The organism is Klebsiella sp. Q2, assembly GCF_009900705.1.
In the GTDB taxonomy this organism is placed as follows: domain Bacteria; phylum Pseudomonadota; class Gammaproteobacteria; order Enterobacterales; family Enterobacteriaceae; genus Klebsiella; species Klebsiella quasipneumoniae.
In genome coordinates this window covers 364,923-376,855 of record NZ_JAAABE010000001.1, presented here as the reverse complement: position 1 = coordinate 376,855, position 11,933 = coordinate 364,923, and the positions used below count along the sequence as shown (strand labels likewise).

Genomic DNA, 11,933 nt, shown 5'->3' with positions numbered 1-11,933 from the left:
CTTTATGCATCAAAACAGGGCTTCGTGCCCTGTTTTGCTTTATGGTGGTGCAGGGCGCTAAGTAGGAGACGATGGTGAAAAAAACAGTATGCTTTGGCGAGCAGGCGGCAGTTCCGGCCATCGGGCTGGGGACCTGGTATATGGGCGAGAACGCGGCGCAGCGTCAGCAGGAGGTGGCTGCACTGCGCGCGGGCATCGACCATGGCCTGACGGTAATCGATACCGCTGAGATGTATGCCGACGGCGGGGCGGAGGAGGTGGTGGGCCAGGCGGTCCGCGGCCTGCGCGACCGGGTGGTGCTGGTCTCCAAAGTCTATCCCTGGCACGCCGGCGGCGCGGCGATGCGCCGCGCCTGTGAAAACAGTCTGCGCCGGCTGCAGACCGACTATCTGGATATGTATCTCCTGCACTGGCGGGGCGATATCCCGCTAGAGGAGACGGTCGAGGCGATGGAAAGGCTGGTGGCCGAGGGTAAAATCCGCCGCTGGGGCGTCTCCAATCTGGACACCGACGATATGCAGGCGCTGTGGCGCACGGCGGGTGGCGAACGCTGCGCCACCAATCAGGTGCTCTATCATCTCGCGTCGCGGGGCATTGAATACGATCTCCTGCCCTGGTGCCAGCAGCACACCCTGCCGGTGATGGCCTATTGTCCGCTGGCGCAGGCGGGGCGCTTACGCGATGGACTTTTTCAGCATACCGATATCATCAAAATGGCTAACGAGCGGGGCGTGACGGTGGCGCAGCTGCTGCTGGCCTGGGTGATTCGTCATCCGGGAATGCTGGCGATCCCGAAAGCGGCCAGTATTGAACATGTGGTGCAGAATGCCGCCGCGCTTGATCTCGTTCTCAGCCCGCAAGAGCTTGCGCAGCTGGACCGCCTCTATCCACCGCCGCCGCGGAAAACCCGGTTGGATATGGTTTAACCCACAGCGCATCCTGGTGGAGAAGAGAAAAAGCCCCGTGATAAACGGGGCTTTTTGCGCTTAGCGTTTTTTCACGCTGATGGTTTGCGCCAGGCGAGACGGGGTCTCTTCACTGGCTTTCTGCGGCTGGGTCACGCAGCAGGTTTCGACGCACACGAAGGTTTTGTAGCCATCGTCCGGCATGTCGCCCATGCTGACGGACAGCGCCGGGCCCGGGTTCCAGGCCACCACGTTGTGCTGATGATGATGCACCACGTCGATAGTGCGGCTGAGCGCGTCGTCGTGGATCACGCTGCAGCCTTCGGCGTCGAGATAGACGCGGTCGGTACGATCCGGGAAGGTCTGCACGCCGTTGCTCAGAACGCCTTCTTCGGCATTTTTCACTTTATCGATATAGCGCTCGCCAAGACCGCTCACTTTCACCGCCGCGATATCGCCGACGTTGAAGTAGCTGTGCAGGGCAGAGGTGGTCTCAAATTCGCCGTGGGCTTCCAGCTCGATTTCGCAGGTCTTGCCCAGCTTGAAGCGGGCATAGAGGGTGAACTCATGCGGCCACAGCTTCATGGTTTCGGCGCTGTTCTGCAGCGCAAAGGTCAACATCACGCCGCCGTCGTCTTCATCATGGCCTTCCAGGGTCCACGGCAGGTTGCGGGCAAAGCCGTGCGACGGCAGGCCCTGCTGCGCCGATGGGCCAAACCAGGGCCAGCAAATCGGCACGCCGCCGCGCAGGGCGACGCCCTGTTTAAACGGGGTGTTGTTGCTCAGCCACAGGACTTCTTCTTCACCGGCGGGTTTCCAGGAGAGCAGATGCGCCCCCTGCAGCGCCACAGAGGCTTTCACCTGCGGATGGTCGATGACAATCAGCTCCAGGTCGTCCAGCTGGCGACGGGAGATAACGGGCGAAATGGTTTCATTCACCGGGAGAGCAAAAATTTTATTTATCATTGTGCAATCCTATCTCTGCAGACAAAAAAAAGAGCGACCGAAGTCGCTCTTACAGATTACTTTTTCATCTCAACTTATTTGGAGATGTGGGCAATCAGATCCAGAACTTTGTTGGAGTAGCCAGTTTCGTTGTCGTACCAGGAAACCAGTTTAACGAAGTTGTCGTTCAGTGCGATACCCGCTTTAGCATCGAACACGGAAGTGCAAACTTCGCCGTTGAAGTCGGTAGAAACAACGTCGTCTTCGGTGTAACCCAGAACGCCTTTCATTGCGCCTTCAGAAGCGGCTTTGATAGCTTTCTTGATTTCTTCGTAGGACGCTGCTTTTTCCAGACGAACGGTCAGGTCAACAACGGATACGTTCGGAGTCGGAACGCGGAACGCCATACCGGTCAGTTTGCCGTTCAGTTCTGGCAGTACTTTACCTACTGCTTTAGCAGCGCCGGTAGAGGACGGGATGATGTTCTGAGCTGCGCCGCGGCCGCCGCGCCAGTCTTTGTGAGACGGGCCATCAACGGTTTTCTGGGTAGCGGTGGTAGCGTGGACGGTGGTCATCAGGCCTTCAACGATACCGAAGTTGTCGTTGATGACTTTAGCCAGCGGCGCCAGGCAGTTGGTGGTGCAGGATGCGTTGGAAACGATGTCCTGGCCAGCGTAAGTGTCGAAGTTAGCGCCGCGAACGAACATCGGGGTGTTGTCTTTGGACGGGCCAGTCAGAACGACTTTTTTCGCGCCAGCGGTGATGTGTTTACGAGCGGTTTCGTCGGTCAGGAAGATACCGGTTGCTTCAGCAACAACGTCAACACCAACTTCGTCCCACTTCAGGTTAGCCGGGTCACGTTCAGCGGTAACACGGATTTTTTTACCGTTAACGACCAGATGACCGTCTTTCACTTCAACGGTGCCGTCGAAACGACCGTGAGTGGAGTCATACTTCAGCATGTAAGCCATGTACTCTGCGTCTAACAGGTCGTTGATTGCAACGATCTCGATGTCAGAACGTTTCTGAGCAGCACGGAAAACAATGCGACCGATACGGCCAAAACCGTTGATACCTACTTTGATAGTCATATATTCCACCAGCTATTTGTTAGTGAATAAAAGGTTGCCTGTAAAATTACAAAAACCTTACGCAGCGTCAAGCGGAATCGTGTCAATCATTGCGACAAATCAATCCTGAGCAGACCTTTGCGCGATTGATTTGCCCCACTCTCCCTTTGAGCCCAATTCCATATGGGGGCTGCGCGCGGAATTTTAAAGGGCATTTAAGATAAAAACGTGATTTAAGTCACAATTATCTGGCTGCCTGTGGGCACCGGATAAGTTTAGAACAAAAGTGTACGCTTCATTGTTAATGTTTTGTTAGAATTGGGGCGAAAGTTGTCCATTGCAAAGCGAGATGTAAGCCCATGGCAAATAAACCCTCCCCGGAAGAGCTGAAAAACGGCTTGAGCGAAATGCAGTTTTACGTGACCCAACATCATGGTACCGAACCGCCTTTCACCGGACGGCTGCTGCACAACAAGAAAAATGGCGTGTATCACTGCCTGGTGTGCGATGCGCCGCTGTTCAACTCCCAGACCAAGTACGACTCTGGCTGCGGCTGGCCGAGCTTCTACGAGCCGGTAAGCGAAGAGGCCATTCGCTATCTGGACGACAGCTCCCACGGCATGCAGCGCATAGAGATCCGCTGCGGAAATTGTGATGCCCACCTCGGTCACGTGTTTCCGGATGGCCCGCAGCCGACCGGCGAGCGCTATTGTGTGAATTCGGCGTCGCTCAGCTTCACCGATGAGCAGAACGGCGAGCAGATCAAGGGTTGAAGAAACGATTCAGCAAATTATTCCAGGTGGAGATGAGCGGAAGATGGATATTGAGCAAATTATCGACAGCATGACCCCGGAAGTGTATCAGCGTCTGGCGACGGCGGTGGAGCTGGGAAAATGGCCGGATGGCGTGGCACTGACGCCGGAGCAGAAGGAAAATAGCCTGCAGCTGGTGATGCTGTGGCAGGCCCGGTATAACACCGACGCCCAGCATATGACCATCGATACTCGCGGGCAGATGGTGATGAAGAGCAAACAGCAGCTGAAGGAAGATTTCGGTATCGTGCCGAAGCCGATCGCAACCGTGAAGCTGCAATAAACTGCCGGCCGGCGGGGAGAGGTTCCGGCGTCGGGTGATCCGGCGCCGGAAGGGTTAGCGTCTACGACCGAGCCCGGCGGTCAGCCGCTTCGCTTACTTTTTGTTCATCATCGCTTTCAGGTCGGCAAACGGATTGTAGGTGGCCTCGCCGACGCTCTTTTGCGCATCTTCGCCGGCCACCACCGTGGAGCCATACTGATCGGCTTCGGTGTACTTGGAGTGTTCGTGATCGTGACAGTAGAGGCACAACATCTCCCAGTTGCTGCCATCTTCCGGGTTATTGGAGTGGTCGTGATCGATATGGTGCACCGTCAGCTCGCGCAGATTGGAGTAGACAAACTCCCGCGAGCAGCGTCCGCATACCCAGGGAAAGAGCTTGAGCGCCTTTTCGCGATAACCCACTTCCAGACGTGCGTAATTTTTGGGGATATAGGCCATGGCCCCCTGCCTCCTGTCAAACGGTTAAGCTGCGCCAGCCCCTGGCGCAGCGGATAACAGGCATCATAACCTATCCCGGGCGGCGCGATATACCTGCATTGCAAGCGATGCTGTCTGCGTCACGCCGCCCGGCGGAGACGATGCGGCGGAGGAACTGCCGCGATTAGTGTTTGATCCCCAGGGATTCCGCCAGCTGGCGGGCCAGCTGGTTCTGGTCATCGGCGCCATACTCCCAGAACATCGCCCCGGCGAGGCCCTTCGCCTTGATGTAGTCCGCCTTGATGGCTACCGAGCGCGGGTTCTCATAGGAGAGGGCGAACAGCGGCTTGCCCTCCGCGGACTGCACCGACAGCCACGGGACTTTCGCCTCATCGTCCCAGTGCTCGGTAAAGCGTTTCTGCGGATCGTTGAGCAATTTGCCCACGATATCATTGTATTTCACGTAGGTGTCTTTACTCAGGTCATAGCCCAGCGAGGCAAACAGCGCGATCTGCTGTGGACCAAAATAGGGCTGGGTGACCGGGTTCTTTTGCGCATCCGCTTTACTCCAGTCAATCCCCGGCTCGACCGCCCGTTTCGGTACCCGGCCATAAAAACCAATCCCGAGGTTCATCTGGCTGGGTTTAAGCCCGGCGGCCAGGTAATTGTTGACCACAAAATCGGCGCTGTATTTATCCGCCGCGGCGACCGTCGGCCAGTGGCTGGAGTCATACAGGTTCGAGTTGAAGTACTGCGTGCCGTAGGCCATGTCGTAGGTCATCAGGTTGATGTAGTTCAGCACCGGGGCCACCGCTTTGACATCCACCCAGCTTTTCGGGCTCTCGGCGTTGGCGCCCACGGCAATAGTAACCAGTTTCTTCGTACCAAACGCTGCGCGCAGCTCTTTTAACAGCGCGGTGAAGTTATCGCGATCGGTCGGTTGACTGGCAACCAGCCCCCACGCGCCGTTGACCGGAAACTCCCAGTCGAGGTCAATCCCATCCAGACCATATTTTTCAACAATTTCCTGCGCAGACTGAATAAACACCTTACGGGTTTCTTTGCTTGCCGCCGCGCCGGAGAAACCGCGCGCCCCCCAGCCGCCGACCGACAGCAGGACCTTGAGGTCCGGGTTCTGTTTACGCAGGGCAGGGAGCTTTTGCAGATCCGCCTGCACCTTTGGCGACAGCCAGATCTCGTGCAGATGGTCAGGATCCTTCAGGGCCGCATTGGTCTCGTCTTTTTCATCGTTATAGATAAGGCCAAACGAGTAGTTGAGATGGGTGATCTGCCGGACGTCCAGCTTGTCGATATCCCCGCCCGGCCCGGCAGTGACGTCGCCGCCGCCGTTGAAATAGCCGACGGACATCAGCGGTTGGGCAGAGAGCGCGGAAGCGCAAAGCAGGGGCAAGGCTGCCAGCAAGGGCAAACGTTTCATAGTGGTTCCTCTTTGACATAAAAAATAACCGCGCCACGGAAATGGCGTGGCGAAAAAACAGCCTTGCCAGACTACCAGCAATAACTTGTTGAAACTGCGAGAGAGTTCAATTTATGGACGATAACGAAGCGGCAGAAGAAGACCCGGCGCGGAAGCGCCGGGTGAAGGATCAGGCGTGGGTTTCCCGCCAGTCATCAAGGGTATAGAGCGTGGCGCCTGCGGCGGCCATCTCCATAAACGCCTGGCTGCTGTCCTGCGGCTGAAGGTTCACCCCGCGGCAGCCGTCGGTGATGACGTTGACCGCGTAGCCGAGCGCCAGAGCATCCAGCACGGTGAACTTGACGCAGTAATCGGTGGCGAGGCCGAGAACGGTCAGCTCCACGATCCCCTGACCACGCAGCCAGCCGTCCAGTTCGGTTTTCTGCCGGTGACCGTTGTCAAAAAAAGCGCTGTAGCTGTCGATGACCCGGTTTTGCCCTTTGTGGAACACGGCGGCGATCGCCTGCTGCTTGAGCAGGGGATGCAGCGCCGCGCCTTCGCTGTGCTGAACGCAGTGATCCGGCCAGAAAGTTTGCGCCAGGCCCTCCAGGTCGCCCACAGTGTAGGGCTCCACCTGGTGCTGGCTGGCGAAGCTGCCGTGATCCGCCGGATGCCAGTCCTGACTGGCGACGATGGGCTCGCCGCGCGCCAGGCTCCAGTCGATAAGCGCGTTGGCCACCTCGACGGTGCTGTCGCCTTCGGGAACCGCCAGCGCGCCGCCGGCGCAGAAGTCGTTCTGCAAATCAACCAGTAACAGCGCTCGATGTGCCATACGTCCTCCTTAAGCTTCGTCAGGGGTCAGTTCGCCACGCAGATTTTGCTGCATCGCCGCGCGAATGGCGTCAACGTCCAGCTGCTGGCTCAGCAGATAGTGTAGCTTGGTCAGCGTCGCTTCCACCGTCATATCGAAACCACTGATGACTCCCGCCTGGGCGAGGGCATTGCCGGTGGCATAGCCGCCCATGTTCACTTTGCCGGACATACACTGCGTCAGATTGACCACCACAATGCCGCGCTGGCTGGCTTCCGCCAGCACCTGAATAAACTCGCCATTCTGCGGGGCATTGCCGACGCCGTAGGAGCGGAGGATCAGCGCTTTCACCGGCTGGCGCAGGAAATTACGCACCACGTCGGCGGAGATGCCGGGGTAAATCGTCACCACGCCAATCGGCTGCGGGGTAATGGGGTGGACAATCAGCTCCCCACGGCCCTGCGGCGCCGGCGGGGTACCGAGACGGCGAATATGGATCCCGGCCTCCAGCAGCGGCGCGAGGTTGGGCGAGGCGAAGGCGTCAAAGCCGTCGGCATGGGCTTTGGTGGTGCGGTTGCCGCGGAACAGTCGATTGTTGAAGAACAGCGCCACTTCGTTAATCGGATAGTTGGCGGCGACGTACAGGGCATTGAGCAGGTTGATCTGTCCGTCGGAACGCAGCTCGGCCAGCGGAATTTGTGACCCTGTCACAATCACCGGTTTGCCGAGATTTTCCAGCATGAACGACAGCGCTGAGGCGGTAAACGCCATGGTGTCGGTACCGTGGAGGATCACAAAGCCATCATACTCCGCGTAATGGCTGCGGATATCGTCGGCGATGTGCTGCCAGTCCTCAGGGGTCATATCGGATGAATCCATCAGCGGATGGTATTCATGGATCGTGAAGTCCGGCATCTCCGGACGATGGAACTCTGGCATCAGCGCCAGCTGACGCTGCAGATGGCCGGAAACGGGTACATAGCCGTGTTCGGAGCGCTGCATACCGATGGTCCCACCGGTGTAGGCAACGTAAATCGATTTTTTTTGCATAGCATCGCTTAGGTTGGTCGTAGACAGGCGCAGTATAAAGAGACGGAGGAAAAAATACAGTGTTGGCCGCTCGCTTTGTGGCGGCGCTGGCAGGTGCGGAAAAAAGGCTGCCCCGCGAGACGGGGCAGCCGCTGCGTATTAACGAATGTTGGCGCAGGTCAGGCAGAAGGCATAGCGGTTCTGTGGGTCGTTGAACGCCGCCAGCTTGTCGCTTTCCGCTTTCACCGTCTCGGCCGCCGCGGCCACCGGCGCAGGCAGCCAGGCCTGAATGGCGGCCGGCAGCGAGGCGCGTACCGAGCCGGTCAGGCTGTCCAGCACCATCGAGAAGAAGGTTGGCTCTTCCTGATAGTAGTTAAGGTGCCAGGTTTTCAGCTTCGCCAGCTCGGCGGCCTTGGCCACCGCGTCGTCGAAATCGCCGAGGCTGTCGACAAGACCGTTGGCTTTGGCATCTTCCCCGGTCCAGACGTGGCCCTGGGCTATCTGGTCGATTTTCTCCGGCGTGCTCTTACGGGCGTTAGCCACCAGGGTGATAAAGCGCTGATAGCCGTTCTCAATGCTCAATTGCATCAGCTGCTGCACTTCCGGCGGCAGCGCTTTGGTGCTGGAGATATCCGCCAGCGGCGACGTGGCGACGCCGTCGGTGTGGACGCCAATCGACCCGAGGGTATTTTCCACGGTGTTGATCACCCCAAAGATGCCAATGGAGCCGGTGAGGGTGCTTGGGTTCGCCACGATGTAATCCGCGGGGGTGGAGATCCAGTAGCCGCCGGACGCCGCCATGCCGCCCATTGAAACGACCACCGGTTTACCCGCGGCTTTGGCTGCCGCCAGCTCTTCACGAATGATTTCCGAGGCGGTCACGCTGCCGCCAGGGCTGTTCACGCGAAGAACGATGGCCTTAATTTTCGGATCGAGGCGCGCATCGCGAATTTGCGCTGCGGTGGTGTCGCCGCCGACGTTGCCCGGGGTCTCCTCGCCGTCCATGATGGCGCCGTTGGCGAAGATCACCGCGATAGCGGAACCCTGGTCAGACGGCGTCTTCACGTTGTAGTCGTAATAGCTAATCGCCCGATAATTGTTATCCGCTTTGCTCCAGCCAAACTGTTTGGTCAGCGCTTTTTCCACTTCCGTGGAGGTCGCTAGCTCATCCACCAGCTTATTGTCCAGCGCATATTTCGCCGTATCGCCGCCCACTTTACGCAGGCCATCGATAATGCCCTGGGCGCCCGGGAAGAGCTGCTGGGCGGTGATCTGCCGGTTGGCGGCAATGGTGTTGAGGTAGTTCTGCCACAGTTCGCCAATCCAGCGGCTGTCCGCTTCGCGGGCGGCAGGGGACATGTCATCGCGAATGAAAGGCTCGACGGCGGATTTATAGGTGCCGACGCGGAAGACATGGGTGGAGACTTTCAGCTTATCCAGCAGCGACTTGTAATACAGCCCGTTGGTGGCGAAGCCGTGGAGGTCTACCTCGCCCTGCGGCGAGAGCCAGATTTTGTTGGCAAAGCTCGCCAGGTAGTACTGGCCCTGGCTGTAGCTGCTGCCGACGGCATAGACCGGTTTGCCGCTGTCGCGGAATTCGCGCAGCGCTTTACCGATGTACTGCATGGACGGCTGATCGCCGCCGACGAAGTTTTTCAGATCCAGCACAATACCGGTGATATTACGATCATCCTTCGCCTGACGGATGGTCTGCACGATATCGAACAGAGAATTCTCCTGCAAACGGTCCGAGCTGGCACCAAACAGCTGGCGGCCTATCACGCCGAGTTTGCTGCTGGCGGAAGGTTTATCCACCACCACGCCGGTAATATCCAGGAGCAGCGCGCCGCGCGCGGCATGTTCGCTGGTGGTGCTGCTGAACTGGCTCCAGATGCCGATACACACCAGCACCAGCACCAGGAAGATCGCATTGAGGGCCAGTTTGCGAATAAAGTTGAGTATCCGCCACGTCCATTTAAAAAAGCTGGCAATCAGTCGCCAAAGGGTTCGCATGTCTTCTCCCTAACGTTATCTAAAAATGGGCAGGCCGCAGGGGCCGCCGCGTCTGGCTATCCTAAAGAGTGAGCCGTCGGTTGTCAGCAGGAATCACCGACCGCGCTGTAACAAAATCCTTGTGCATGTTAATTTTATGAAAAATGACATCACAGGAGTTATACAGATGGATGCTCTCGACCTACTGCTTAATCGCCGCAGCGCTTCCCGCCTGGCGGAACCGGCCCCGGCCGGCGAACAGCTGGAAAACATTCTGCGCGCCGGGCTGCGCGCCCCGGATCATGGCACCCTGCAGCCGTGGCGCTTTTTCATTATCGCCGATGACGGCCGCGAACGCTTCAGTCAGTTGCTGGAAAAGGGGGCCAGGGAGGCCGGTCAGGATGAGAAGGGCATAGAGAAAGCCCGAAATGCGCCGTTCCGCGCGCCGCTAATCATTACCGTCGTGGCGCGTTGTGAAGACCACCCGAAGGTGCCGCGCTGGGAGCAGGAGATGTCCGCTGGCTGCGCGGTGATGGCGATGCAGATGGCGGCCCTGGCTCAGGGATTCAACGGCATCTGGCGCAGCGGAGCATTGACCGAGAGCCCGGTGGTGCGCGCCGGCTTCGAGTGCCGCGAGCAGGATAAAATCGTCGGTTTCCTCTATCTGGGCACGCCGCAGCTGAAAGCCTCAACCACCATTGCCCTGCCGGATACCGCGCCGTTTGTGACGCGATTCTGAGTCAGCGGGTGTTATGCCGGGCTGCGGCTTGCGCCTTACCCGGCCAACGCATCCGGCTCTGACTGTCTGTAGGCCCGCGCAAGCGCAGCGCCGCCGGGCAAGGACAGCGGGCACGGAGCCGATTTTGTGCCGGGTGGCGGCTGTCGCCTTACCCGGCCTACGTTCGTACGACCTGTCGTTAATTTATTCACTTTTCTTGCTGAAACTGCCGGTGCTGGCGGCCTCAAAATCGCTGAGACGTTCCCGGCAGGCCGGGGCAGCCCGCATGGATGCGGGCTGAGGGCCGTGTTTTGCATGGACGCTGCCTCGGCCCGACCCGAAGCCTGCAGGGATAAGTCGAAGGGACCGCGCAGCGGCGATTTTGCTGGCCGGAGCCCGGGGGGACAGGGGGCGGCGGCGACTGGCCGCCCCCTGTGCGCTCCCGGCGCCATGAGTGACATAACGCAGACGATTAACCGGGAGCGCAAACTACGCTGAAGCCACAGATAACATAAACAACCACACTGCAGTGCTTCCCCTCACCCTGGCCCTCTCCCGGAGGGAGAGGGAACCGTCCGGCTGGCCGCGCAAGCGCAGCGCCGCCGGGCGACGGCAGCAAGCTCGGAGCCGCATCTATGCCGGGCGGCGGCTGGCGCCTGACCCGGCCTTCAAACCCTACCCTTCGAATCAATCGCGATTTGTCGCCCGGACAAGGCGCGCCAGGCGCCGTATCCGGGAGTTCAGCGGCGATGACGTTACTTCTGCGTTTTGGCGAATTCGTCTTTGGCTTTCTGCAACTGCTGCTGGAAGGCCGGGTTGGTGTGCAGCGTGGCGACCACCGCGGAGCCGACGATGCGCGCCGCATCGACATCGCTCTGCCAGTGATAGCCGCAGATCACCCGGCTCTCGCCAAGCTCATAGCCGCGCTTCAAAATTTCGTTCTGCCGCTGCGGGTTGATCTCCGCCAGCACCAGGGCGGTGGCCCAGCCGATGGAGGTATGCCCGGACGGGTAAGAGCCGTTTTTCGCCAGCTTGTCCTGCTCGGTGGTGTTGCAGGTGGAGACGCCGTAGAAGGCAAACGGGCGAATGCGCATATACTTCTCTTTCGCGCCGCGGGTCGCCAGATCGCCGGCGTCTTCAATCATATTGGTCAGCAGCTTATGGAGCTGCGGCGCGTCTTTTTCGGTGATCGGCGAACCAAAGGCGCTGGAGAAGGCGTTAGCCACGCCGCCCGCGCTGAGGTTGGCATCCTCTGCCGCCAGCTTCCCGCGCTCGGTATTGCGCAGCAGGCGCCCCTGCTCATACATCGCCTGATCGTTTAAGAACGCAATACTGCCCACCGCCGGCGGCGGCGGCAACAGCGCCAGGCTGTCGATGGCCTGGGCATTGGTCAGATAGTAGAGATCGGGCTTGGTGGTGACATCGTTACCGGGGGGAACCAGTGCGAAGGCGTTAACGGAGAAAAAACTGGCCAGGCAAAGGGCAAGAACACGCTTTTTCATTAGAATTTCCTTACGTCATAATCATTCCAGAG

Annotated in this window: 12 protein-coding genes; 4 read left to right on the top strand and 8 right to left on the bottom strand. The window is 59.0% G+C overall.

Going from position 1 to position 11,933, the window contains the following annotated elements; all coding sequences use genetic code 11:
• Positions 1-71: 71 nt before the first annotated feature.
• The gene (locus tag GT756_RS01970) at positions 72-926 is read left to right on the top strand and encodes an aldo/keto reductase (RefSeq protein ID WP_023317989.1); all 855 of its coding nucleotides are present in this window, start codon (positions 72-74) and stop codon (positions 924-926) included.
• Positions 927-986: 60 nt separating this feature from the next.
• Here the strand turns inward: GT756_RS01970 and GT756_RS01965 are convergent, their stop codons facing one another.
• Both GT756_RS01965 and gapA read right to left on the bottom strand, forming a co-directional pair.
• Positions 987-1,871, bottom strand: a complete 885-nt coding sequence (locus GT756_RS01965) for a D-hexose-6-phosphate mutarotase (protein ID WP_004203783.1) — start codon at positions 1,869-1,871, stop codon at positions 987-989.
• Positions 1,872-1,945: 74 nt separating this feature from the next.
• Positions 1,946-2,941: a glyceraldehyde-3-phosphate dehydrogenase gene (gene gapA / locus GT756_RS01960; RefSeq protein ID WP_004203784.1), complete on the bottom strand. Its 996-nt coding sequence runs from the start codon at positions 2,939-2,941 to the stop codon at positions 1,946-1,948.
• 338 nt (positions 2,942-3,279) lie between these two features.
• Between gapA and msrB the strand changes: the two genes are divergently transcribed.
• Both msrB and GT756_RS01950 read left to right on the top strand, forming a co-directional pair.
• Positions 3,280-3,693 (top strand): peptide-methionine (R)-S-oxide reductase MsrB, encoded by a 414-nt coding sequence (msrB, locus tag GT756_RS01955; RefSeq protein WP_004203786.1) that lies wholly within the window; start codon positions 3,280-3,282, stop codon positions 3,691-3,693.
• A gap of 43 nt (positions 3,694-3,736) precedes the next feature.
• Positions 3,737-4,015, top strand: coding sequence for a YeaC family protein (locus tag GT756_RS01950; RefSeq protein WP_004203787.1), 279 nt, complete (start codon positions 3,737-3,739; stop codon positions 4,013-4,015).
• A 93-nt stretch (positions 4,016-4,108) separates the two neighbouring features.
• On the opposite strand, the gene yajD is transcribed toward GT756_RS01950, so the two are convergent.
• The 5 genes from yajD to sppA form a co-directional block, all read right to left on the bottom strand.
• Positions 4,109-4,453 (bottom strand): HNH nuclease YajD, encoded by a 345-nt coding sequence (yajD, locus tag GT756_RS01945; RefSeq protein WP_002901254.1) that lies wholly within the window; start codon positions 4,451-4,453, stop codon positions 4,109-4,111.
• Between the two features lie 163 nt (positions 4,454-4,616).
• The gene (locus GT756_RS01940) at positions 4,617-5,870 is read right to left on the bottom strand and encodes a glycoside hydrolase family 18 protein (protein ID WP_032455846.1); all 1,254 of its coding nucleotides are present in this window, start codon (positions 5,868-5,870) and stop codon (positions 4,617-4,619) included.
• Between the two features lie 169 nt (positions 5,871-6,039).
• Positions 6,040-6,681: a bifunctional nicotinamidase/pyrazinamidase gene (gene pncA / locus GT756_RS01935; RefSeq protein WP_080837494.1), complete on the bottom strand. Its 642-nt coding sequence runs from the start codon at positions 6,679-6,681 to the stop codon at positions 6,040-6,042.
• Between the two features lie 9 nt (positions 6,682-6,690).
• Positions 6,691-7,710 carry an asparaginase gene (gene ansA / locus GT756_RS01930; protein WP_004203791.1) on the bottom strand — a complete coding sequence of 340 codons (1,020 nt, stop codon included), beginning with the start codon at positions 7,708-7,710 and terminating at the stop codon, positions 6,691-6,693.
• Positions 7,711-7,848: 138 nt separating this feature from the next.
• A complete protein-coding gene (sppA, locus tag GT756_RS01925) occupies positions 7,849-9,702 on the bottom strand; it encodes a signal peptide peptidase SppA (protein WP_004203792.1) in 1,854 nt (617 codons plus the stop codon).
• Positions 9,703-9,868: 166 nt separating this feature from the next.
• On the opposite strand from sppA, the gene GT756_RS01920 reads away from it, so the two are divergent.
• Positions 9,869-10,420: an NAD(P)H nitroreductase gene (locus tag GT756_RS01920; RefSeq protein WP_004176531.1), complete on the top strand. Its 552-nt coding sequence runs from the start codon at positions 9,869-9,871 to the stop codon at positions 10,418-10,420.
• Between the two features lie 734 nt (positions 10,421-11,154).
• Here GT756_RS01920 and phoC read toward each other — a convergent pair.
• On the bottom strand, positions 11,155-11,901 hold the full coding sequence (gene phoC, locus GT756_RS01915; RefSeq protein WP_004203793.1) for an acid phosphatase PhoC: 747 nt from the start codon (positions 11,899-11,901) through the stop codon (positions 11,155-11,157).
• Between the last annotated feature and the right edge of the window lie 32 nt (positions 11,902-11,933).

Coding starts and splice junctions, on each gene's coding strand:
- msrB (WP_004203786.1), top strand. CDS start 3,280: ATGGCAAATAAACCCTCCCCGGAAGAGCTGAAAAACGGCTTGAGCGAA.
- sppA (WP_004203792.1), bottom strand. CDS start 9,702: ATGCGAACCCTTTGGCGACTGATTGCCAGCTTTTTTAAATGGACGTGG.
- ansA (WP_004203791.1), bottom strand. CDS start 7,710: ATGCAAAAAAAATCGATTTACGTTGCCTACACCGGTGGGACCATCGGT.
- pncA (WP_080837494.1), bottom strand. CDS start 6,681: ATGGCACATCGAGCGCTGTTACTGGTTGATTTGCAGAACGACTTCTGC.
- GT756_RS01920 (WP_004176531.1), top strand. CDS start 9,869: ATGGATGCTCTCGACCTACTGCTTAATCGCCGCAGCGCTTCCCGCCTG.
- GT756_RS01970 (WP_023317989.1), top strand. CDS start 72: ATGGTGAAAAAAACAGTATGCTTTGGCGAGCAGGCGGCAGTTCCGGCC.
- GT756_RS01965 (WP_004203783.1), bottom strand. CDS start 1,871: ATGATAAATAAAATTTTTGCTCTCCCGGTGAATGAAACCATTTCGCCC.
- gapA (WP_004203784.1), bottom strand. CDS start 2,941: ATGACTATCAAAGTAGGTATCAACGGTTTTGGCCGTATCGGTCGCATT.
- yajD (WP_002901254.1), bottom strand. CDS start 4,453: ATGGCCTATATCCCCAAAAATTACGCACGTCTGGAAGTGGGTTATCGC.
- phoC (WP_004203793.1), bottom strand. CDS start 11,901: ATGAAAAAGCGTGTTCTTGCCCTTTGCCTGGCCAGTTTTTTCTCCGTT.
- GT756_RS01950 (WP_004203787.1), top strand. CDS start 3,737: ATGGATATTGAGCAAATTATCGACAGCATGACCCCGGAAGTGTATCAG.
- GT756_RS01940 (WP_032455846.1), bottom strand. CDS start 5,870: ATGAAACGTTTGCCCTTGCTGGCAGCCTTGCCCCTGCTTTGCGCTTCC.